Below are 22,967 nucleotides of genomic sequence, written 5' to 3'. Positions count from 1 at the left end.
CCCTTCGAATCGTCAGTGGCAGGTGCCGGTGCCGCTGTCGTTGTAGGTCTTGCCCGCCTGCGGGACGAACTGCCAGTCGTAGCTGTTGGCGTGCAGGGTGAACTTCAGGACGCCCCAGGTGTCGCTGTTGCGGGCCTGGCTGTTGGGCTGGATGGTGCCGAAGCCGTAGAAGCCCGCGCCGCCCATGCCCGCCACGAACGAGCGGATGCCGCGCGAGCTGTCCGCGCCGCCGCTGGGGTTCGTCGGTGCGAAGCGCTCGTACTGGTGGTTGTGGCCCCACACCACGACGTCGGCGTTGTAGTCGTACAGCGCCTGGTACAGCGGCCGGGTCGAGGTCGACGGGGCGTGGTTGGCGCCCGAGGTGAACAGCGGGTGGTGCCAGTACGCGATCGTGCACGGCTTGCCGCTGGCGGCCAGGTCGTTGCGCAGCCAGGTCTCCTGGGCCGAGCCCGCCGACATGCTGATGTTCGAGTTCAGCGACACGACGTGCCAGTTACCCAGGTCGTACGAGTAGTAGCCCTGTCCCGACGGGCCGGCGACCGAGCCGAAGTAGTTGTAGTAGCCGGTCGCGCCCGAGGTGTTGTAGTCGTGGTTGCCGGGCGCCGGGCGGGTGCGCGCCTTGTGGCGGCCCCAGGTCGGGTTGTAGTAGCTGCTGAACTCCGACGCGGTGCCATTGGTGTAGACGTTGTCGCCGGTGGTGAAGACCGTGCCGGAGATCCCGTCGAGCAGTGCCGCGGTGGCGGTGTCGCCCGAGCCGGAGTCGGCGATGTCACCCGCGCCGACCAGCACCGGGTCACCCGACGGCGGCGGGGTGGACGGGCTCGGCGACGGGGTGGTGCCGGTGGTGACCACCAGCTGCGGCGAGTCCGCGCCGGTCTCGCGCGTGTCGTAGTAGGCGCCGTCGCTGTTGGTCGAACTCGCGCCGATGCTGAACGTGCCGTTGCCGGTGACGTACGAGGTCACGTCGACCTCGTACCACCCGTTGGCGACGACGGAGCCGAGGCTGCCCAGCGACACCCCGTCCAGGGCGGGCTTGTTGTTCCAGGTCGTGCCGGTCTCCGACCACGACGTGTTCGACACCGCGCGGAACGTGCCGCCGGCGGCGCTGCCGTCGTTGCCGCTGATGTGGCGCAGCCGCAGCTTCGCGCTGGTCACGGTGCCGCTGACACCGCTGACCGTGAAGCGCAGGAACATCTGGCGCTGCGGCGAGCTGTCCACGGTGATCTGCACCGAGGTGCCGTAGTTGGTCGACGCGGTGTCGGCCTGCACGTACGTGTCGGCGACCGGCGTGAACGTGGTCGTCGCGGCGGCGGCGGTCTGCGCCGACACCGTCAGCACGGTCGCGACCGTGGCGGCGGTCAGCACGAACGCCGTGCCGGCCGTCAAAGCCAAGCGGCCCTTGCGGATTCCCATGACTCGAGCCCTTCTGGGGGTGTACGGCCACGCGGTCGGCGCGGCCGTGCGAGGAATGTAGGGAGTCCCGGAAACGGCGGGCACACGTTCGGGTGAACGACATGGGTGAGTCGGATGAGCGTCCACAGCCGACCGGCTGCTGTGACACCGTCTGTTCATCGGAAGCACGCCCCGTGGTGGTGTGCGCGAGGGCCCTGCGTACCGCGGGCGGCTCAGGATGTGCCCGACGCGGGGTGCCCGCGGTGTGCCGCGACAGCGGTGGCCGCCGGACGGTCCGGGTCGACCCATCTGCACCGTCGTCGCGGGCGCCATGCCGCGGGAGGAGCGCAACCGCGTGTACCTGTCCACCGTCACCAGTCCGACCGCCACACCCCCGGCGGAACGATCCGGACGACGCCGGTTCACCAAGGTCAGCGCGAACGTCTTCGCGCTGGGCACGGTCAGCCTGATCACCGATGTGTCGTCCGAGATGGTCACCGCGGTGCTGCCCCTGTATCTGGTGCTGGGGCTGCAGCTCAGCCCGCTGGCGTACGGCATGATCGACGGCGTCTACACCGGAGCTACCGCGCTGCTGCGGCTCGTCGGCGGGTACGTCGCGGACCGCACCCGCCGCCGCAAGGCCGTGGCGGGCATCGGTTACGGCCTGTCCGCGGTGGCGAAGCTCGCGCTGTTGGCGGCGGGCCGCTCGGTGCCCGCGATCGGGTTGGTCATCGCCGCCGACCGCACCGGCAAGGGCCTGCGGGCCGCACCGCGGGACGCGATGATCACGCTGTCCACCCCGCCGGAGTCGCTGGGCCGGGCGTTCGGCGTGCACCGCGCCATGGACAGCGTCGGCGCGTTCCTCGGCCCGCTGGTCGCGCTCGGCGTACTGGCGCTGGCCGCGAACTCGTTCGACGCCGTGTTCGTGGTCAGCTTCTGTGTCGCCGCGCTGGGCGTGATGGTGCTGGTGCTGTTCGTCCGCGACCGCCGCGAGGCCGTGCCCGCCACGGCGAAGGTGTCCCTGCGCGAAGCCGCGGCGCTGCTGCGCGACGCCCCGGTGCGCCGCCTCGTGCTGGCCGCCTGCCTGCTGGGCCTGGCCACCATCGGCGACGGTTTCGTCTACCTGCTGCTGCAGCGCCGCGAGGAGCTGAGCACCGTCTGGTTCCCGCTGCTGGCCGCCGGGACCAGCCTCGGCTATCTGCTGCTGGCCGCGCCGCTCGGCGTGCTCGCCGACCGGATCGGCCGCCTGCCCGTGATGCTCGGCGGCTATGTCGCGCTGACGGCCGCGTACCTGCTGCTGTTCGGGCCGCTGGGCGGCTCGCCGCTGCTGGTGGTGACGCTCGGCCTGTACGGGCTGTTCTACGCCGCCACCGACGGGATCCTGATGGCGCTGGCCGGGCCGGTGCTGCCGGACCGGCTGCGCACCACCGGCATCGCGTTGATCCAGACCGGCCAGGCGCTGGCCTACCTGGTCTCCTCGGTCCTGTTCGGCCTCGCCTGGCAGACCTGGGGACCGGCCACCGCCTCCCGGGTCGCCGCGCTCGCCGTCGTCGTCGCCGTCGCGGCGACGCTGCTGCTGCTCAGGCCCGCGGGTCGCGGCGCGGCGGACGACAGCGGTCCGGCCGGCTCGCGCCCGCTGCCCGAACCCGACGACCCGAGCGACCCCGCGCCGCCGCCGCGGGCAGCGACGAGCACAGACCGCTCGAACCAGAATGCCGAGGTCGAGCGATGACCGCACTGTCCACCCGCGCCCGCGTCGCCATCGCCGCGGCCGTCACCGTGCTGCTGGCCGCCGTCGCCGTCGGCTACATCCAGCAGGCCTTGGGCGAGGCCGCCACGGCCGACACCGTTCCTGCCGCGGAGATCACCCTGGACCCGGGCCCGCGGCTGCTGGTCGTCACCGACCGGCGCGCCGCCACGGTCTCCCGCGCCGATCCGTCCGGCCCCCGGCTGGTGTCCGGCCTGGAGTGCGTACGCGTCTACGCCGCCGCCGGCACCGGCGTGTGCATCCACCCCGACACCGCCTGGTCCTACCAGCTGACGGTGCTGGACCGGCAGCTGCGCGCGACACGCACGTTCGCCGTGCCCGGCCTGCCCAACCGCGCCCGGGTGTCGGCCAGCGGCCGGATGGTCGCCTGGACCACGTTCGTCGGCGGCGACTCCTACAGCACCGGCGGCTTCTCCACCCGCACCGGCATCCTGGACACCCGCACCGGCACGATGGTCTCCACGCTGGAGGATTTCGCGGTCACCCGCGAGGGCCGGCCCTACCGCAACGTCGACGTGAACTTCTGGGGCGTCACCTTCACCGCCGACGACAACGCCTTCTACGCCACCATGGCGACCGGGGGCAAGCGCTACCTGGTCCGCGGCGACTTCGCGGCGCGCACGGTACGCACTCTCACGGACAACGTCGAGTGCCCGTCGCTGTCACCCGACGGCACCCGGATCGCGTTCAAGCAGGCGATCGGCGGCGACCCGCAGCGCGGCTGGCGGCTGTCCGTGCTCGACCTGTCCACCCTGGCGGTGACGAACCTGGCCGAGCCGGAAAGCGTCGACGACCAGGCCGCCTGGCTCGACGAGCACACCGTCGCGTACACCCTGCGCGCCCCCGACGGCACCCCGACGATCTGGTCCGTACCCGCCGACGGCACAGGTGCCCCGACGAAACTCCTCGACGGAGCCGAATCCCCCGCCGCCCTCGGCTGACCGTCCGGGCGGTTGCGCCGCAAGATCGCTGTTTCGTGACAGTCGTCCTCCACCGCAGCTGTGGACACGAAACAGCAATCTTGGCCCGAGCCGGTCAGCGCCACCAGGGGCGGCGGCGCTGGTCGGCCAGGGCGTGCGCCGGCGCGACCAGGTCGGCCAGGTGCAGCTCCAGGTGCCGCAGGTGCTCGCCGACCCAGCGGCGGCGCAGCCGGTGCAGGGGCGTGCCGTCACCGCCGGCGCCGAGGACCTCGTCGTCGGGCGGGCTCGGCGGCGCGAGCAGCGGCGGCATCGGCCCGGTCGGCTCGCCGATCTGCTCGGCGAGGCCCGCGTAGAAGGCGGCGAGCGCGTCGGCGTGGCGCAGCAGCGCATCGCAGCGCGGGTCCGGGGCGGCGTCGCGCGGGGTCAGGTCGTCGAGCGCGTTCGCCGTCTGCCGCAGCCGGACCCCCGAGATGACCAGCCGCCACAGGTCCTGCCGGTCCATCCGCTTCGACCCGGGTTCGGCGAGGTAGCCGCGCAGCGCATCCTCCAGCCGGAACGCCGACGCGGCCGCACGGACCTCCTGTTCGGGCGGGCCTGCCCGCCGCCCCAGTGCCCACGCCACCGCCTCGGTCAGGTGCAACCCGCCGACCTTGAACATCTCCGCGACGTCGTCACGGACCAGATCCCCGGCCCCGCGAGGCCAGACCAGCAACCCGGCGACCAGGCTGACCAGGCAGCCGATGGCGACGTCCTGCAGCCGTACCAGGCCCAGCGTCCAGCCTGTCGGCGCGAGGATGTTGTAGAGCACCAGGATGACCACGGTGAACGCGGCCTGGCTCACGATGTCCGGTATCTTGCCCGGCCCGTACGCCACCACGGCCACCGCGACCGCCAGGGCACCCCAGCTCGCCCACGGCGACGGGCCCAGCAGCGGCAGCAGCGCCGCGCCGACCGCGACCCCGGCGGCGGTGCCGACGACCGTTTTGACGGCCTGCGTGCCCGTCGACGCGGCGCTCGTGCGCAGCACCGACAGCGCGCCCAGCAGCACCCAGAACCCGCTGCGCACCTCGCTCACCTGCACGATCACCACCGCGGCGGACAGCGCCAGCGCGCCGCGCAGTGCGTTGACGAACCACACAGAGCGCAGGCTCGCGTTGCGCAGCACGATCCCGGCGACGCCGGCCAGCGTCACCAGCCGGCGCAGCGGCGGCCGGTCCGGCCGGGACAGCCCGTACCAGCGGCGCACGCTGCTGGCGGCGGTCAGCGGATCGGCGCCGCGGGTGGCGATGAGCACGTCGGTGGCGAAGGCCCGGACGCAGTTCGCCGTGGTCTGGCCGTAGAAGGCGACCACCAGGTCCATCGCGTCCGCGTCCGGCTGTCCGGCGCCGGTCAGCCGGGCCACGCTGTCGGCGCAGGTCTGCTCCAGGCCCTTCAGGTCAGGGTCTACCGGCTCGCCGCGCAGCACCGCGGCCGCCTCCCGCAGCACCTTCGCCGACGCCTCCAGCGGGGCCCGCACCGTCAGCGGCGCGTCGCGCAGGTCGCCGACCCGGTCGATGCCGTCGCTGACCAGGCCTTTGCACCATTCCAGCTGGTTGACCGCGCCGGCCATGGCCTGATCGGCGATGACCAGCCCGCTCGGCCGGTACGGCGCGGACACGAACAGGGCCATCATCCGGTGCGTGGCGTCCGCGACGGCTGCCCGCAGCTCCGGCAGCGCAGCCCGGAGTGCTCCCGCCTCCAGCAGGTCGGCCAGCCCGGTGGCCAGCGTGGCGGTGGCCTGGCGCAGCTCCGCGCCCGCCGAGCGCGGCGCCATCAGCACCACCGCCAGGCCGCCGACGCCGGTCGCGAGCACCCACCCGGCGACCCGGTCGCCGATGACGCCGACCGGGGCGGCCGCCGACGCCGCCAGCATGTACGGCAGCATCGCCGCGGCCGCGCCCGAGGCGTCGTTGGGCCCGATGACGGCGGCGAAGTAGGACGTGAACGCGACCACCGCGGTGGCGATCGCGGCGGCCACGACGGAATGGCTGACCAGGGTGCCGATCACGATCAGCACCGCGCCCGCGGCGGTGAGCATGGCGTGTGCCACGGCCCGGTCCCGGCGCGTGCCGCCGAACGCCGCCAGCACCAGGCCCGCGAAACCGCCGAACGCCGTGAACGTGGCCACCTGCGGCGACTTGATCACCAGCAGCGCGAACGCGAACAACGCCGGGACCAGCACCGCCGCCCGGATCGCCCGCAGCGCGGCGGCCGGCGACCACAGCGCACGCCACCGGCTCACGCGGCCGCCTCCCCGGCCGCGGCGCGCGGCAGGGGACCCGCTCCGTGTCCGGTGCCAGGTGCGCAACGCCCAGCCGGCTCGACCCGCCCGCTCACCCCCTCAGCGTCTCCCGGATCGGGCGGCGGCGCGGTCAGTTCCGCACGAGCGGGGTGACCTCCTGCGCGACGAAGGCCACGAAGCCCTCCGGGTCGGGGTCGTCGGGCGTGGGCTGCAGCACCACCGTGTCCACGCCCGCCTCAGCCCACGTGCGCACCGCCTCGGCGACCGCCTCCGCGCCCCCGGCCACGCCGTGGCCCGTCATGGTGTCGTAGCCCCAGCGCACGCGTTCGGCCTCCAGCCGCACCGCCGCATCCGGGCCGGTCGCCGCATGCAGGTAGATCACGATCTGGTGGTGCCCGGAGCGCCCGGCCTTCGCCCGGCCCTCATCGATCAGCCCGCGCGCCCGGCGCACCTGCTCGACGGTGGTGCCGCCGGTGAGGATGGTGCCGTCGGCGACCTCGCCGGACAGCCGCAGCGTCCGGTCGCCGGTCGCCCCGGCCAGCAGTTCGGAACGCCGCGGTGGCGGCCAGTCCAGGGCCACCCCGTCCAGGCGGACATAGCGGCCCCGGGTGGTGACCCGCTCGCCGGACAGCAGCGCCCGCAGCGCCGTCAGGTGCTCGCGCAGCAGCGCCATCGGGGACTCGACCCGCGCGCCGACCTGGGCCATCCAGTCCTGCACGCCGTGCCCAACACCGACCCGGGCCCGTCCGGGGAACAGCCGGTGCATGGTCGCCAGCTCCATCGCGGTGATCGCGACGTTGCGCAGCGGCACGGGCAGCAGCCCGACGCCGACGGTGAGGCGTTCGGTCCAGGCCAGCGCCGCCACGGCCGCGGTGATGCCGCTCTCCAGGAAGCAGTCCTCCCAGAGCCACAGCTCGTCGAGCCCCGCCTGGTCGGCGGCCTGTGCCACGGACCGCAGCCGCTCCGGCGGCAACTGCGGCACGAAAACCGCGCCCACTCTGGTCTCAGGTCGTGCGTTCAACTCGGTCACCCGGAAATGATGCCGCAGCGCGAGCCGTCACGGGCGCCGAAGGGTCACGCCGCTGTCGGAGGGTCGGGTTAGCCTCCAGGCGTGTCCGAAGCCGACGCCCACCCCCGCCTTGCCGGCATGACCGAGGACGAGCTGCTCGACCGCATGCGCGCCCGCCTGGCGGAGTCCCGGTCCTGGGCAGGCCCGGCCCGGCTCGCCACCCCCGCGGAGATCGCCGAGTCCGAACAGCTCATCGGCTTCGCCATGCCCCCGCTGCTCCGCCGGATCTACCTGGAGGTCGCCAACGGCGGCTTCGGGCCGCGCGACAGCGTCCTCGGCGTCGGGGACGGTGCCTGGACGGACGACGATGCGGACATCATCGCGATGTACCAGGGGTTCAGCGGACGGCCCGGCGGCCACCCACCGGGTGTGGTCCCGCTGTACGACGTGGGCTGCGCGATCTTGTGGATGGTCGACTTCCGCGACCCGGCCGGCCCGATGTGGGGATGGGACCCGCACGGCTGCTGCCTCGACCACGTCCTCGCACCGCAGGGGCTGACCTTGGCCGAATGGCTCGTCGAGGCCCACGACGGCCGCGACGCCCGCAGGATCGAGCCGCAGTGGGTGTGCAAGCCGAAGCCGGTCTGGCCGCCCGAGCGCCGGCCCCGCCGGGTGCCGCGCGCCGATGACATCGCACCGGCCGGGCCACCCGCCGTGGCCGCCCCGCTGACCAGGCGAACCACCCAACGCCAGTGGCCTCCGGCGCACGTTCCGCCGCGCCCCGCCCTCGGTCGGGACCCCCGGCGCGGCGGGCGCTGACCAGCCGCGGGCGCTGGCCGGGGCGGCTGCCACCGTTTCGGCACGATCGTGCCGGTCGGCCCGCTAGCGTGGACAGAGGGCCGCCGCCTGTCGCCGACCGTGCCCGATGATCGCGCCGGCTGGGCGTGGTGCGGCCCGCCGCGATTCGGACGGGGGCACCGAGATGGCCACATCGACGATCGAGCAGTTGCGTACCCGCGTGTCCGGGCAGGTGATCACGCCCGGCGACGACGGCTACGACCAGGCCCGGACCGTGCACAACGCCATGTTCGACCGGCGGCCCCGCGCGGTGGTGCGCTGCACGAGCACCGCCGACGTGCAGGCCGTGGTCGACTACGCCCGGGAGAACGGCCTGGACCTGGCGGTACGCGGTGGCGGGCACAGCGTGCCCGGGTTCGGCACGGTCGACGACGGCATCGTGGCCGACCTGTCCGGCATGCGCGCCGTCACCGTCGACCCGCACGCCCGCACGGCCCACGCCGGCGGCGGCGCGACCTGGGGCGACTTCAACGCCGCGACCGGCGAGTTCGGCCTGGCCTCGACCGGCGGCATCATCTCCACCACGGGCGTCGGCGGGCTCACCCTCGGCGGCGGCATCGGCTACCTCGCCCGCGGCCTGGGGCTGTCCTGCGACAACCTGCTGTCGGCCGAGGTCGTCACCGCCGACGGCCGGGCCGTGGTGGCCAGCGAGAAGGAGCACGAGGACCTGTTCTGGGCGCTGCGCGGCGGCGGCGGCAACTTCGGGGCGGTGACCTCGTTCGAGTTCGCGCTCAGCCCGGTCGACGAGATCTACGGCGGCCCGATCTTCTTCGAGCTGGCGCACGTCCGCGACCTGCTGGCGTTCTTCCGCGACTTCATCGCCGACGCCCCCGAGCAGTACGGCGGCTTCCCGGCGTTCCAGATCGCGCCGCCGCTGCCGTTCATCCCGGTGGATCGCCACGGCGAGCCGTTCATCGCCATGGTCAACTGCTGGACCGGGTCGACGGCCGACGGGCAGCGCATCATCGACCGGATCCGCGCGGTCGCCCCGCCGGTCGCCGAGATGATCGGCCCGATGCCGTACGCGGCGCTCAACACCGCCTTCGACGGCCTGGTCCCACCGGGGCTGCAGCACTACTGGAAGGCCAGCTTCGTCAAGGAGCTGACCGACGACGCGATCGAGGCCCACCTGACGCACGGGCCGAAGGTGCCGGTGGTCAACTCGACGGTGCACATCTACCCGATCAACGGGGCCTGCCACCGGGTCGCGCCCGACGCGACCGCGTTCGCCTACCGGGACGCGAACTTCGCCGTGGTCATCGCCGGGATGTGGCCCGACCCGGCGGAGAACGAGGCCAACACCGCCTGGGTGCGCGACTACTACGCGGCCACCGCCCCGCTGTCGGAGGAGGGCGGGTACATCAACTTCATGGCGGGCGACGACCAGGACCGGATCCGGGCCAACTACCGGGGCAACTTCGACCGGCTCGTCGAGGTCAAGCGCGCCTACGACCCGGACAACCTGTTCCACCTGAACCAGAACATCCGCCCCTGAGACGGGGACGTCGCTTGACAACGTACAACCGTTTGGTTGTATGTTTGAGGCGTGACCGATCGGAGCGAGGACCAGGCCGACGCCTTCTTCCACGCTCTGGCCGACCGCACCCGGCGCGACATCATGCGCCGGGTTCTGGCCGGACAGCACTCGGTCTCCGCGCTCGCGGCGAAATACGACATGAGCTTCGCCGCGGTGCAGAAACACGTCGCCGTGCTCGAGAAGGCCGGCCTGCTCACCAAGCTCCGCAGCGGGCGTGAGCAGCTGGTCAGCGGCGACGTGGCGGCGGTGCGCTCGGTGGCGTCCATGCTCGCCGAGCTGGAGCAGGTGTGGCGCGGCCGCATCGCGCGCATCGACGACCTCATCGCGTCCGATCCCGACCAGGAGGACTGACCCATGCCCGTGACCGACGTCCGGCACGACCTCGACAACCTGACCCTGACCCTCGTCGCCGAATTCGCCGCGCCGGTGGAGCGCGTCTGGCAGGTCTATGCCGACCCGCGCCAGCTGGAGCAGGTGTGGGGACCGCCGACCTACCCGGCGACCGTGGTCGAGCACGACCTGCGGCCCGGCGGACGCGTGAACTACTTCATGACCGGCCCCGAGGGCGACAAGCACGCCGGCTACTGGCTCGTCACGGCCGTCGACGAACCGACGAGTTTCGCCTTCGAGGACGGTTTCGCCGACCTGGACTTCAACCCGAACCCCAACCTGCCCGTATCCCAGAACGTGTACAGCTTCGCCGCGCACGGCGGCGGCACCCGCGCGACGTACGTCGGCACCTACGCGTCCGCCGAGGCCCTGCAGCAGGTGCTCGACATGGGCATCGTCGAGGGCGCCTCGCTGGCGATCAACCAGATCGACGCCCTGCTCGCCTCGTAAGCGGCCTGCCGCCGTCCGGCGGTGCGGTCACGACGACGGCTGTGCCGCGACTTCGCCGGCCTCGTCGATCAGGGCCACGCCGCCGCCGAGCCGCAGCTCGCGCCGCAGGTCGACCGGCTGCTCGCGTTCGGCCACGGTGTGCTCGGCCGCCGGCGAGGAGCAGCGCACCCGCAGTTCGCCGTGGGCCGTGGTGTCGCCCGCGGTGAGCGCGGTGAGGCGGCCCGCCTCGACGACGGCCGCCAGCGCGGTGACGGTGAGCTGCAGGGTGACCGCCGCGGTCAGGGTGGTGACGACGGAGCCGTTGACGACCACGTCCACCTCGGCTTCGTACTCCCAGGGCATGGTGAAGGTGCGGATGCTCACCTCCCGTCGCAGGCCGGGCGTCGCGTGCGTCTCCCGGGCCGCGGTCAGCAGCGCCGACCTGGTCTTCCACGCGCCGACGAACACGTCGGAGATCTCGATGTCCAGCAGTTCGGCGACCTTGGTCAGCACCGCGCGCGCCAGCGCCGCCGCGGGCGCCTGCGGCTGGTCGGCGACCACCCCGGCCCCGGCCAGCCTCTCGGCGGCCGCCTCGACCTCCCCGGCGGCCTCGCCGGGCTTACCCGGGATGAGCTCCCCGAAGACGATGTCCCGGACGGTCGTCACAGGTCCTCCCGGTACGCGTCGTCGCGGTAGCGGAAGCGGGCCGTCCGGACCACGACCTCGATGCCCGGCGCGGGTGGCCCCGACCGTCGGCCGGACCGGCGCAGGGCCAGGATCGCCAGCAGGATCAGCAGCAGCAACCCGAGCAGGCCGCCGCCCAGCGCCAGCGCCTTGTTCAGCCGCGCGCCACTGTCCGGGAGCAGATCGCTGACCGGCTCGCTCGGACGGACGACACTGCCGAGGCAGACCTGCTCCACGCGCACCCGGACCCGGGTGTCCTGCGCGGTGGTCCCGGTGACGCGCACGGTCCAGCCGCCCGCCGACGCCGGTCCGTCCACGACGGCGGCCTGGCCGGTCAGCGGCCCCCCGGACACGATCAGGTAGCCGCCGCCGGTCAGCGCCGTCCCGTCGGGACACCGAGCGGCCCCCGATCCGGACTGCGGCACCACGCATACGTTCGCGGCCGCGCCGACGACGCACACCGGCGAGGCCTGCAACAGGTCGAACTCGGCGGGCTCGGCGGCGACGGCCGCCACCGGGCCGGTGTGGCAGACCACGAGCGCCGTCACCGAGGAGCGGGCGGGCAGGTTCGCGGCCACGGTTAGGTCGACCGCCCAGCCCCGCCCGCCGGTCGGATGGCTGCCGTCGATGCGGGCCGCGCCGAGCCGGGCGTACCAGACCGCCCAGTAGCCGCCGCCGGTGCGCACCGTGCCCTGCGGGCAGGCTGCCTCGACGGTGGTGTCGGCCGGGTCGGACTGGGTGCCCGCGTACACCCCGGCGGTGCTGTCGCCACCGGTCAGGCAGGTGGCGAAGACCCGCAGCGTGCGCACGGCCTGGCCGGTGTTGACCACGCCGACGGTCCACGCCCGCGGCGCGGCACCGTCGGCGATCGGGGTCCCCTGACCGTCGGACGGGTGGCTGGCGACGACTCTCAACTGCGGATCACCGCCCGCGTAACCGCCGCTGACCAGCTGCTCTTCCGCGGCACAGGCCACCGTGAACTGCTGCAGCGCGGCACCGGGGCCGAACTCGGCGGTCCCGCTGTGCACCGACACGCGGCCGACCTCGGCGTGGGCGGGTGACGCCATGAGCACGGACGCTGCCAGGACGACCAGCGGCAGCGCGGCTCGGAGCAGCGCAAGGGTACGCATCGCGCCCAGGGTCCCATGCGGACGGTCGCACCGCTGTCCCCCGGCCGACAGAGCGGTTCACCGCCACTCGCGCAGCGCCGGCGGTGCCGCGGTCGCGGCGGCCAGGCGCAGCACCGCCGCGACGCCCCACACCGTGGACAGCAGGCTGTCCCGCGCACACGGCCGCCGTGCCGGACGCGCCGGGGGCGAGGCCGGTCCGGCCCGGCGGCCGCGGGGTGTGGCCCGCGGTCCGACGTTCGGCGTCGTGGACCGCGGGCCGGTCTTGGCCGCCGGGGACGGCGGCGGTCAGCTGGCCCAGACCTCGAACTCCGAGAGCTGCCCGGCGGGCCAGCCGGTGTTGGCGGTGAAGTTCAGCCGCACGTACCGGGTGGAGGTCGCCGGGAAGGTGATGGTCACGGTGTTGCCCGAGGACGGGTTGAACGTGTATCCGGCCGAGTTGACGACGGTGCTGAACGTCGACCCGTTGGCGCTGCCCTGCACGGACAGCGTCTGGGTGCGGCTGGCCCACGCCGCGGGCGGCGGCAGCTTGAGCACGATGCGGCTGACGGTGGTCGCCGCGCCGAGGTCGACCTGCAGCCACTGCGGGAACGCGCTGTTGGCGCTCTCCCAGTACGAGTCGGCGTTGCCGTCGACGGTGTTGCCCGGCCCGTAGTTCTGCGTGTAGCTGCTGGCCTGGGTGGGCTTGTTGCGGGCCAGGTTCGACGCGGGCGCGGAACCGGTGGTCGCGGTCGCGGTGTTGGACGGCGACGAGGTGTTGCCGGCCGCGTCCTGGGCGGTGACGGTGAAGCTGTACGTCGTCGCCGGGCTCAGCCCGGTCACCGTGTACGACGTCCCGGTCCCGCCCGCGACGACGTTGCCCGCCTGGCGAACCTGGTATCCGGTCACGCCGACGTTGTCCGAGGACGCCTGCCAGGACAGCGACACGCTGTTGCTGGTCTGCCCGGTGACGGTGAGGTTGCCCGGGGCGCTCGGGGCCTGGGTGTCGCCCTGCGGCGCGGTCCCGTACACCTCCAACGTGGACAGCTGGGCCGCGGGCCAGCCGGTGTTGCCGGTGACGTTGATCCGCACGTACCGCACGGTCGTCGCCGTGAAGGTGATGGTGACCGTGTTGGCCGCGCCGGGGTCGAAGGTGCGCCCGGCCGAGGCCGACAGCGTGCTGAACGACGAGCCGTCGGTGCTGCCCTGCACGGACAGCGTCTCCACCCGGCTGCCCCAGCCCGCGGGCAGTTTCAGCACGACCCGGCTGACCGTGGCGGCCGCGCCGAGGTCGACCTGCAGCCACTGCGGGAAGGCGTTGTTGACGCTCTCCCAGTAGGTGGCCGGGTTGCCGTCGACGGCGTTCTGCGGCACGAAGCTCGCGTTGACGCTGCTGGCCGTGACCGGCTTGTTCAGCGCCAGGTTGCTGTCCACCGGTGGCTGCCCGCCGACGACCGGCTGGGTCGGGCGCACCGCGGTCAGCGCGAGCTGGCCCTTGAGCATGCGGCCGCCGTCGGCGGTGATGCGCAGGTAGTAGTCCGACGAGCAGACCGTGCCGTCCTCGTCGAGGGTGACGATGCCCGAGTTGGTGGGCACCTGCGAGGCGTTCTCGGCGGTCTTGGCGATCTGGTTGCCCTCGTTGTACTCGTCGAACATCGACACGTACAGGCCCTGCGCGCCGACCCGGATCATGTTGTACAGGTGCCGCCAGTAGAAGTCGCCGTGGAAGCGGTGGTGCGAGGACAGGTCGCCGGGCATCACGCAGGGCTGGTAGTCGATGCCCCGGTTGTTGCACTCGGCCTGGTCGGGAACGTTGACGTTGTTGTAGAACCAGTCGAGACCGGCGACGTCGCCGGTGCGGCCGACCATCCACGGCGAGATCATGTTGAAGGCCGTGTACACGTTGAAGAAGCCCGGCCGGGAGTCGTTGATGCCCTGCCGCCAGTAGGTCGGCACACCGCCGATGACGTAGCAGCCCTGGGCCTTGAACCAGTTCACCACTTCCAGGCAGACGTCCGGCGCGAACGGGCGGCCCGGGTCGTTGAAGCCGAAGCCCCAGATGCAGACGACCGGCTTGCCGTTCTGGCGGGCGTACGCCGACGACGACGTGTACGCCGACATCTTCGTGGTCCAGTCGGTCTTCAGCTCCGACTGCATGTTCGCCCAGTTGGTGACGTCGTACATGATGTAGAACTTGCGCCCGTTGGCCTCGGCGGCGGTGCGCACCTTGGCGGCCATCGCGTCGCGGGTCGGGCCCTCGCCGCCGAACGGGTTGAACCGCTGCAGCGCCGCGGTGTCGCAGCCGTGCTGCTGCATCCACTGGAAGTGCAGGTTCACCGTCGACTGGTCGTAGGACGAGAACAGCTTCGCGGGCTGGCCGCTGCCGAGGTTGGCGTATGCGGTCTGGTACTGGGCGGGGTAGTCGCGCATGTCCGGCCAGGACACGATCGCGTTGTTGCTCGGCGAGGGCGGCTGGCCCCAGTTGTTGCTCCAGTGCCACCAGCCGTTGATCGGGGCTCCGTCGCCAGTGCAGGCGAACCACCCCTGGTAGCCGACCGAGATCTTGCCGACGACGTCGCCGGGCGGGCTGGCCGCCGCGGCCGGGCTCACCGCGGTGAGTCCTCCTGCGACGGCGCCGCCGGTGGCGGCCAGCGCTGACCCGGACGCCACGGAGGTCACGAACCTCCGCCGGGATACTGCCATGACGCACTCCCTTCCTGCACAGCCGGAGGGGCGTGGCGCGGGGAGCGTGGCACCCTCCGTCGCCGGACATCGGATGTCCGGCAGCGAACGGCGGTGAGCGGGACCGCATCCCCGGGCGGGGATTGGCCAAACCCTATGCCCGGGTCCGGGGCACGGCAAGATGTCGACGGAAACAATTCCAAAACCGACTCGCAACATCACCGTTTGTAGCAACGGTTCGTGCAACTGTTTGCACTCGGCGAGTCATCGGGTCAGTGCGCGGGCCACCTCGTCCGCCGGGTACGGCGTCTGCATCGCGCCGTCGAACAGCTGCCAGTAGAAGTCGTTCATCAGCGCGGCGACCGGCGCGTACCGGACGATCATGTCGGCCAGCTCGGGCGGGACGCCCTCCGGCCGCCTGCCCACGGCGCACTCACGGATGTAGGCGTTGCGCTCGACTGGCCCGCCGTCGTCCGGCACCGGCACGCCGACCACGTGCTGGACGAGCCAGTTGACCAGCCTCATCCGTACGTATCCGGCGTCGTGGGTGGCGTGGTGGGCCAGGAACACCGACTCCCGCGGCGACAGTGCGAACCGGGGCGACACCGCCAGCCCGAAGTCGACGAAGTAGACGTGGCGGCCGTCGGTGAGCAGGTTGCCCAGGTGCGCGTCGAAATGGTGCAGCTCGTACGCCTGGAGGAAGTCCACGCCGCCGACCAGGCCCTGCTCCATCATCCGGCAGGCCGCGACCAGCTCGTCCCCGCCCGCCGCGAGCGGTCCGGCCAGCCAGTCGCCGAGCCGATGCGGGAGGTGTTCGAGGAACAGGACCAGGCTCGCCGAGGCCCCCGCCAGCGCGTCCAGGCGGTCGCGGACGGCCGGGTCGCCACCCATGAACGCGACCACGCCCTCGACGTCGGAGTGTTCCGCGGGGACGACCGGGGCGCCGGGCAGCACCCGCCAGTGGTACATCAGCGGGAAACCCGGATGCCGGCCGGCCAGCACCCAGTTGGTGGTCAGCGTGTTCGCGGCCAGCTCGCGCCAGGCGCCGAAGCCAGGCGAGACGATGCCGTACTGGCAGTGCGGCGGCAGGCCGTGCAGGTTGGCGGTGGAGCGCACGTGCTCGGGACGGCGCTCCAGGTCGGTCAGCGGGATGCGCTTGACGAAGACGGGCGTCCCACCCAGGTCCAGCCGGGCCGTGACGCCGCCGATGCCCGCGCCGACGACTTCGGCCGCGGCCACCCGGTCGGCGAGTTCGGCGTCGCTGAGCAGCGCGAGCGCGGCCGATGCCGTGTAGTGGCGGGCCAGCCGCGCGCCGTACGCCAGGCCGTCGTTCTCCGGTGGCATGGTGGTCCTCCCCGTCGTCGTGACGGGAGGTTACCTCCAGATGATCACTTTCGCTCGTCGGCGAAGGTCAGTCCGCGCTCGGCGAGCGCCTCGCGCAGGATCCGGATCGCCTTCGGCCCGACGCCGTGCAGGTCGAGCAGGTCTTTCTTGGTCAGCTGCGCGATCGCGGTCAGGGTGGTGTGTCCCGCCAGGGCCAGCGCGTCGTTCGCCGGCCTGCTGATCTTCGGAATCTCGTCCCCCGCCGCTGCGCTCATGGACCTGATGGTAGATCAGCGCCCGGACACCGCCCGGTACGACGATGATGGAGGCGTGGACACCATGGCCGCGTGGGAGGTCGCCGCGCCCGGTCCGATCGCCACCCGGCCGCTGCGGGCGGTGCGCCGCCCGGTGCCGGTCCCGGCCGCCGACGAGCTGCTGGTACGGGTACGCGCCTGCGCCGTGTGCCGCACCGACCTGCACGTCGCGGAGGGCGACCTGCCGCCCCACCGCAGCCCGGTGATCCCGGGTCACCAGGTCGTCGGCGAGGTCACCGCCCGCGGCGACGCCGTGACCGGGTGGGCCGCCGGCGACCGGGCGGGCATCGCCTGGCTGCGCCACACCGACCAGACCTGCGTGTACTGCCGCCGCGGCCAGGAGAACCTGTGCCCGTCCTCCCGCTACACCGGCTGGGACGCCGACGGCGGCTACGCCGAGTACGCCATGGTGCCCGCCGACTACGCCTACCGCCTGCCGGACGGGTACGACGACGTGCACCTCGCGCCGCTGCTGTGCGCAGGCATCATCGGCTACCGGGCACTGCGCCGCGCCGAGCTGCCACCGGGCGGCACCCTGGGCATCTACGGCTTCGGCTCCTCCGCGCACCTCACCGCGCAGGTGGCCCTGGCCCAGGGCGCGACCCTGTACGTGATGACCCGCTCCCCCGCCGCCCGCGAGCTGGGCCTGAGTCTGGGCGCGGCCTGGGCGGGCGGCGCGGACGAGCAGCCGCCCGCGCCACTGGACGCGGCGATCCTGTTCGCCCCCGTCGGCGACCTGGTGCCACCGGCACTGTCGGCCCTGGACCGGGGCGGCACCCTTGCCATCGCGGGCATCCACCTCACCGACATCCCGGTGCTGAACTACGAGCGACACCTGTTCGAGGAGCGCCAGCTGCGCAGCGTCGCCGCGAACACGCGGGACGACGGCCGGGAGTTCCTGGCCCTGGCGGCGGCGCACCCGCTGTCGGTCACGACCACCGTCTACCCGCTGGACCGGGCCGACGAGGCACTGGCCGACCTCGCGGGCGACCGGTTCGAGGGCGCGGCGGTGCTCGTCCCCTGAAGTTTATAATTTGCTCGGACATGTAAATTTCTTGCAGATTTTCGATCTCGTTCCTACGCTGACGGCTGTGTCAGACGTGATCGCACAAGCCACGGGGCTCGTCAAGACCTACCCGCCGCGGGACAAGCGTGCCGCCCCCTTCACCGCCGTCGACGGCATCGACTTCACCCTGCACCGGGGCGAGGCCTTCGGCTTCCTCGGCCCCAACGGCGCGGGCAAGTCCTCCACCATGCGCATGCTCGCCTGCGTGTCCCCGCCCACCGCGGGCACGCTGCGGGTGCTCGGTCTGGACCCCGCCACCGACGGCCGGCGCATCCGCGCCCGGATCGGCGTCGTGCCGCAGGACGACGCTCTCGACACCGAACTCAGCGTGCGCGAGAACCTGCTCATATACGGCCGCTACTTCGGACTGTCCACCGACGTCATCGACCAGCGGGCGACCGGCCTGCTCGACTTCGCGCAGCTGTCCGACAAGGCCGCCGAGCGGGTCGACGCACTGTCGGGCGGCATGCGCCGACGGCTCACCATCGCCCGCTCCCTGATCAACGAGCCCGAGATGCTGCTGCTCGACGAGCCCACCACCGGCCTGGACCCGCAGGCCCGGCACGTGCTGTGGGACCGGCTGTTCCGGCTCAAGCAGCAGGGCGTCACGCTCGTGCTGACCACGCACTACATGGACGAGGCCGAGCAGCTGTGCGACCGGCTCGTGGTGATGGACGGCGGGAAGATCGTCGCGCAGGGTTCGCCCGCCGAGCTGATCGCCGCGCACGCCACCCGCGAGGTCCTCGAGCTGCGCTTCGGCATCGGCGAGCAGGCCGCCGCGCTCGACAAGCTGCGCCAGGCCGTCACCGGCGACCGCATCGAGGAGCTGCCCGACCGGCTGCTGTGGTACACCGCCGAAGGCGACGCCGCGCTGGCCGCCGCGCACACCCTCGGCCTGGCCCCGGTCACCGCGCTGGTGCGCCGATCGAGCCTGGAGGACGTGTTCCTCGCCCTCACCGGCCGGACACTGGTCGACTGATGACGACCGCCGCCGCGCCGCGGGGCATGGCCCTGCGCTTCTACCGCTACTGCTGGCTGCACTACCGGCGCAACTGGAAGGGCACCATCGTCATCAGCGTGGCCAACCCGCTGCTGTTCCTGATCGCCATCGGCGCCGGGCTGGGCACCCTGGTCGGCTCGGACGTCGCAGCCCTGGGCGGCGTCAGCTACCTGGCGTTCTTCGCGCCCGGCATGCTCGCCGCCGCGTCCATGCAGAACGGCATGATCGAGTCGGCGTTCCCGGTCAGCTACCACCGCATGCCGGGCCGGGCCTACCCGGTCGCGGTGGCCACCCCGCTCGAACCCGTCGACGTGCTCAACGGCCACGCGCTGTTCATGGCCGTGAAGGTCGTCATCGGCGCGGCCGCGTTCTGCACCGTGATGTTCGCGTTCGGCGTCGCGACCTCGCCGCTGGCGGCGCTGGTGCTGCCCGCCGCCGCGCTGACCGGGTTCGCGTTCGCGATGCCGGTGACCGCGTGGGCGGTGACGCTGCCCGACGTACGCCCGGTGCAGACGCTGTTCAAATGGGTGGTGATGCCGCTGTACCTGTTCTCCGGCACGTTCTTCGCCACCACCCAGCTACCGGAGGCGGCACAGCACCTGGTCGCGCTCACCCCGCTCTGGCACGGCGTCGAGCTGTGCCGCACCCTCACCCTCGGCACCGCCACCTGGGCGGGCAGCCTCACCCACACCGCGTACCTGTCGGCCATGGCGCTGGCGGGCTACCTGCTCGCCCGGCGCAACTTCCGCCGCCACCTGCACCCGTGAAGGGGACCATGATGCCCGCCGCGCACGTGATCGTCCTGCGGCACCTGTGGGTGCTGCGCAAGGGCCGGCCGTGGAACCTCGCCGTCAACGGCGTGTTCGAACCGTTCCTCTACCTGATGTCCATCGGCGTCGGCATCGGACAGCTCATCGACGGCGACGGCGGCGCGGTGGCCTATGCGGCGTTCGTCGCCCCCGCGCTGCTGGCCACGTCCGCCATGAACAGTGCCATCGCGGAGACCACCGGGGCGGTCTGGTGGCGGCTGCGCTTCGAGAAGTTCTACGACGCGATCATCACGACGCCGCTGACCGTGCGCGACATCGCGTACGGCGAGATCGCCGCGTCGGTGCTGCGCAGCACCCTGTCCGCGGCCTGCTTCCTCGTCGTGATCGCCGCGTTCGGGATGGTCCACTCATGGTGGGCACTGCTCGCGCTGCCCGCCTGCGTGCTGATCGCGTACGCCTTCTCCGCCGCCGGCATGGCCGCGATCACCGTGATCCGCGAGTTCCACCACCAGCAGTACCTGCAACTGGTCATGCTGCCGATGTTCCTGTTCGCGACCACGTTCTACCCGCTGTCGGTCTACCCCGCCGCGCTGCGACCCGTGGTCGCCGCGCTGCCCCTCTACCAGAGCATCGAACTCCTGCGCGGCATCACCACCGGCCGGCTCCACCCAGGCATGCTCGTCGCCGTCGGCTACCTGCTCGCCATGGCCGCCCTCGGCTCCTGGCTGGCCACCCGCCGCCTCTCCCGCCTACTACTCCCGTAAGGAAGGGCGCCTGCGAACGCAGGCCGGAGCGCATTTCCGCACGCGCGCCGGGGTCGGCTCCGCTTGTGGCCATCCATCGACAGGTCTAACATCTCTGCCGGGAGCAGGGCACGCTACCGCCCAAAGGGCGAAACGGATGCACCGGGCATGCATCCGAGCAAACGCCGGTCAGGCGTCGACTCCGTCAACCACCGCATCGGGCCGCGACACACCGCGCGCCCGCGACGGACCCGTGACCCCGCCGGCACCCGCCCTGAATGTCCGTCCCCCGATCACCGTGCCGGGCGTCTGCCCGGTCCACACCCATCCCTCGGGAGAGGCATATGCCCACACGTACCCGACGGCGGCTCGCGGTGCTCACCGCCGCCACCGTCACCGTCCTGACCGCGGGCGTCGTGACCGCGGTCAGCGCCCAGGCGGCCGCCGGCTGCCGCGTCGACTACGCCGTCACCAACCAGTGGGGCGGCGGCTTCGGCGCCAACGTCACCGTCACCAACCTCGGCGACCCCGTCAACGGCTGGACCCTGACCTGGGCCTTCACCGCCGGGCAGACCGTCACGCAGCTCTGGAACGGCAGCTTCACCCAGTCCGGCACGAATGTCTCGGTCACCGACGCCGGCTACAACGCGCCCATCGCCACCAACGCGAGCACCGCGTTCGGCTTCAACGCCTCGTGGAACAACGCGTCGAACCCGGCCCCGGCGAGCTTCGCGCTCAACGGCACCACCTGCACCGGAGCGCCCGCGCCGACCTCGGCCGCGCCGTCGCCTTCCGCGTCGGCGTCCCCGCGGCCGTCGGCCTCCCCGTCGGTGTCGCCGTCGGTGTCGCCGTCGGCGCCCGCCTCGCCCAGCCCGTCACCGTCCGGCCCGCCGCCGTCCGGGGCCAAGCAGATGGAAGACCTCAACCGGGGCCTGGTCAGCGTCCGCTCCGGCAGCGCCAATCTGGTCTCCTGGCGGCTGCTCGGCACCGAGTCCTACAGCACCGGCTTCAACGTCTACCGCGGCGGCACGAAGGTGAACGCCTCGCCGATCACGAACTCGACGAACTACCTGGACAGTGGGGCCGCCGCCGACGCGTCGTACACGGTGCGCGCCGTCGTCAACGGCACCGAGCAGGCCGCCTCACCGGCGTCGCTGCGCTTCGCCGGCGGCAACTACCTCGACGTGCCGATCTCCGCACCGGCGAGCGGCTACTCGGCCAACGACGCCTCCGTAGGCGACCTCGACGGCGACGGCCAGTACGAGATCGTGCTCAAGTGGGACCCCGACAACGCCAAGGACAACTCTCAGGCAGGCGTGACCGGCAACGTCTACGTCGACGCATACCGGCTCAACGGGACCCGCATGTGGCGCATCGACCTGGGCCGCAACATCCGCGCCGGAGCCCACTACACCCAGTTCCAGGTGTACGACTACGACGGCGACGGCCGCGCAGAGGTCGCCATGAAAACCGCCGACGCGACCCGCGACGGCGTCGGCACCGTGATCGGCAACGCTAGCGCCGACCACCGCAACGCCGACGGCTACGTGCTGGCCGGGCCCGAATACCTCACCATGTTCAACGGCCTGAACGGCGCGGCCCTGTCCACCGTCAGTTACGAGCCGGCGCGGGGCACCGTGTCGTCCTGGGGCGACAACTACGGCAACCGGGTCGACCGCTTCCTGGCCGGCACGGCCTACCTCGACGGCGTCCGCCCGTCGCTGATCATGTCGCGCGGTTACTACACCCGCACCGTCATCGTGGCCTGGGACTTCCGCAACGGCTCGCTGACCCGGCGCTGGACGTTCGACTCCAACAGCGCCGGCAGCCAGTACGCCGGGCAGGGCAACCACCAGCTGTCCATCGGCGACGTCGACGCCGACGGCCGCGACGAGATCATCTTCGGCGCGATGACCATCAACGACAACGGCACGCCGCTGTGGAACACCGGCCGCGGCCACGGCGACGCCATGCACGTCGGCGACCTGGTCCCGAGCCGCGCCGGCCTCGAAGTGTTCAAGGTCAGCGAGTCCACCAGCCAGCCCGGCTCGTGGCTGGCCGACGCGCGCACCGGCCAGATCCTGTGGAGCACCGCAACCGGCGCGGACAACGGCCGCGGCGTCGCGGGCGACATCTGGGCCGGCAGCCCCGGCGCCGAAGCCTGGTCGGCCAGCGACACCACCCTGCGCAACACCGCCAACGGCGCGTCCCTCGGCCGGGAACCCAGCTCGATCAACTTCCTGGTCTGGTGGGACGGCGACCCGGTGCGCGAACTGCTCGACGGCACGCACATCGACAAGTACGGCACCAGCGGCGACACCCGCCTGCTCACCGGCAGCAACGTCGCCTCCAACAACGGCACCAAGTCCACGCCCGCCCTGTCGGCCGACCTGTTCGGCGACTGGCGCGAGGAGGTCATCTGGCGTACCAGCGACAACACCGCGCTGCGCATCTACGCCACGACCAACACCACCGACCGGCGCATCCACACGCTGATGCACGACCCGATGTACCGGGTCGCCATCGCCTGGCAGAACACGGCCTACAACCAGCCGCCCCACCCGAGCTTCTTCCTCGGCGACGGCATGAGCACCCCGCCCTCTCCCAACATCTACGTCAGGTGAAATCCCTTTCGGCCCGATCGTGGTAATTAGGCCGTCGCGGTGCCGTCAGGACCGTCCCCGCCGGACAGATC

General features: G+C 72.4%; 19 protein-coding genes. 11 read left to right on the top strand and 8 right to left on the bottom strand.

The annotated features are described in order from the left end of the window. Positions 1–12 precede the first annotated feature (12 nt). On the bottom strand, positions 13–1,413 hold the full coding sequence (locus F9C41_RS07025) for a CBM96 family carbohydrate-binding protein (protein WP_155385827.1): 1,401 nt from the start codon (positions 1,411–1,413) through the stop codon (positions 13–15). A 310-nt stretch (positions 1,414–1,723) separates the two neighbouring features. Here F9C41_RS07025 and F9C41_RS07020 point away from each other — a divergent pair, with 310 nt between their 5' ends. Both F9C41_RS07020 and F9C41_RS07015 read left to right on the top strand, forming a co-directional pair. After that, positions 1,724–3,124, top strand: a complete 1,401-nt coding sequence (locus F9C41_RS07020) for an MFS transporter (protein ID WP_155386227.1) — start codon at positions 1,724–1,726, stop codon at positions 3,122–3,124. Next, positions 3,121–4,101: a PD40 domain-containing protein gene (locus F9C41_RS07015; RefSeq protein WP_155385826.1), complete on the top strand. Its 981-nt coding sequence runs from the start codon at positions 3,121–3,123 to the stop codon at positions 4,099–4,101. The genes F9C41_RS07020 and F9C41_RS07015 overlap by 4 nt, the downstream gene beginning before the upstream one ends. A 94-nt stretch (positions 4,102–4,195) precedes the next feature. On the opposite strand, the gene F9C41_RS07010 is transcribed toward F9C41_RS07015, so the two are convergent. Together F9C41_RS07010 and F9C41_RS07005 are read right to left on the bottom strand one after the other, a co-directional pair. Beyond that, a complete protein-coding gene (locus F9C41_RS07010; protein ID WP_155385825.1) occupies positions 4,196–6,361 on the bottom strand; it encodes an FUSC family protein in 2,166 nt (721 codons plus the stop codon). Positions 6,362–6,491: 130 nt separating this feature from the next. After that, positions 6,492–7,391, bottom strand: a complete 900-nt coding sequence (locus tag F9C41_RS07005; RefSeq protein ID WP_230689380.1) for an LLM class flavin-dependent oxidoreductase — start codon at positions 7,389–7,391, stop codon at positions 6,492–6,494. A gap of 81 nt (positions 7,392–7,472) precedes the next feature. Here F9C41_RS07005 and F9C41_RS07000 point away from each other — a divergent pair, with 81 nt between their 5' ends. The 4 genes from F9C41_RS07000 (at position 7,473) to F9C41_RS06985 (ending at position 10,605) form a co-directional block, all read left to right on the top strand. Next, a complete protein-coding gene (locus F9C41_RS07000) occupies positions 7,473–8,189 on the top strand; it encodes an SMI1/KNR4 family protein (RefSeq protein WP_155385824.1) in 717 nt (238 codons plus the stop codon). 163 nt (positions 8,190–8,352) lie between these two features. Then, a complete protein-coding gene (locus F9C41_RS06995) occupies positions 8,353–9,723 on the top strand; it encodes an FAD-binding oxidoreductase (RefSeq protein WP_155385823.1) in 1,371 nt (456 codons plus the stop codon). A gap of 51 nt (positions 9,724–9,774) precedes the next feature. Then, the gene (locus F9C41_RS06990) at positions 9,775–10,116 is read left to right on the top strand and encodes an ArsR/SmtB family transcription factor (RefSeq protein ID WP_120320570.1); all 342 of its coding nucleotides are present in this window, start codon (positions 9,775–9,777) and stop codon (positions 10,114–10,116) included. A gap of 3 nt (positions 10,117–10,119) precedes the next feature. Continuing rightward, the gene (locus tag F9C41_RS06985) at positions 10,120–10,605 is read left to right on the top strand and encodes an SRPBCC family protein (RefSeq protein WP_155385822.1); all 486 of its coding nucleotides are present in this window, start codon (positions 10,120–10,122) and stop codon (positions 10,603–10,605) included. Between the two features lie 27 nt (positions 10,606–10,632). Here the strand turns inward: F9C41_RS06985 and F9C41_RS06980 are convergent, their stop codons facing one another. From F9C41_RS06980 to F9C41_RS06960, 5 genes are all read right to left on the bottom strand, one after another. Continuing rightward, positions 10,633–11,250, bottom strand: a complete 618-nt coding sequence (locus F9C41_RS06980) for a hypothetical protein (protein WP_155385821.1) — start codon at positions 11,248–11,250, stop codon at positions 10,633–10,635. After that, a complete protein-coding gene (locus F9C41_RS06975; protein ID WP_155385820.1) occupies positions 11,247–12,398 on the bottom strand; it encodes a hypothetical protein in 1,152 nt (383 codons plus the stop codon). Before F9C41_RS06975 ends, F9C41_RS06980 begins: the two co-directional genes overlap by 4 nt. A gap of 285 nt (positions 12,399–12,683) precedes the next feature. Next, positions 12,684–15,077 carry a discoidin domain-containing protein gene (locus tag F9C41_RS06970; RefSeq protein WP_155385819.1) on the bottom strand — a complete coding sequence of 798 codons (2,394 nt, stop codon included), beginning with the start codon at positions 15,075–15,077 and terminating at the stop codon, positions 12,684–12,686. A 243-nt stretch (positions 15,078–15,320) separates the two neighbouring features. Further along, positions 15,321–16,400 (bottom strand): serine/threonine protein phosphatase, encoded by a 1,080-nt coding sequence (locus F9C41_RS06965; protein ID WP_155385818.1) that lies wholly within the window; start codon positions 16,398–16,400, stop codon positions 15,321–15,323. Positions 16,401–16,444: 44 nt separating this feature from the next. Continuing rightward, complete coding sequence (locus tag F9C41_RS06960) at positions 16,445–16,654, bottom strand: helix-hairpin-helix domain-containing protein (protein ID WP_155385817.1); 210 nt, start codon at positions 16,652–16,654, stop codon at positions 16,445–16,447. Between the two features lie 64 nt (positions 16,655–16,718). On the opposite strand from F9C41_RS06960, the gene F9C41_RS06955 reads away from it, so the two are divergent. The 5 genes from F9C41_RS06955 to F9C41_RS06935 all read left to right on the top strand — a co-directional run bounded on the left by F9C41_RS06955 (position 16,719) and on the right by F9C41_RS06935 (position 22,896). Beyond that, positions 16,719–17,717 (top strand): zinc-binding alcohol dehydrogenase family protein, encoded by a 999-nt coding sequence (locus F9C41_RS06955; protein ID WP_155386225.1) that lies wholly within the window; start codon positions 16,719–16,721, stop codon positions 17,715–17,717. Positions 17,718–17,784: 67 nt separating this feature from the next. Further along, entirely contained in the window at positions 17,785–18,738 is a 954-nt protein-coding gene (locus F9C41_RS06950; RefSeq protein WP_407924672.1) for an ABC transporter ATP-binding protein, read from the top strand. After that, entirely contained in the window at positions 18,738–19,526 is a 789-nt protein-coding gene (locus tag F9C41_RS06945; protein WP_155385816.1) for an ABC transporter permease, read from the top strand. The genes F9C41_RS06950 and F9C41_RS06945 overlap by 1 nt, the downstream gene beginning before the upstream one ends. Next, complete coding sequence (locus tag F9C41_RS06940; protein WP_230689379.1) at positions 19,523–20,293, top strand: ABC transporter permease; 771 nt, start codon at positions 19,523–19,525, stop codon at positions 20,291–20,293. Before F9C41_RS06945 ends, F9C41_RS06940 begins: the two co-directional genes overlap by 4 nt. 323 nt (positions 20,294–20,616) lie before the next feature. Continuing rightward, positions 20,617–22,896, top strand: coding sequence for a rhamnogalacturonan lyase family protein (locus tag F9C41_RS06935; protein ID WP_155385815.1), 2,280 nt, complete (start codon positions 20,617–20,619; stop codon positions 22,894–22,896). Positions 22,897–22,967: the final 71 nt, after the last annotated feature.

The sequence above is a fragment of the Catellatospora paridis genome, from assembly GCF_009720365.1.
In the GTDB taxonomy this organism is placed as follows: domain Bacteria; phylum Actinomycetota; class Actinomycetes; order Mycobacteriales; family Micromonosporaceae; genus Catellatospora; species Catellatospora paridis.
The sequence above is the reverse complement of the archived record's forward strand: the minus strand, read 5'-3'. Positions and strand labels throughout refer to the sequence as shown.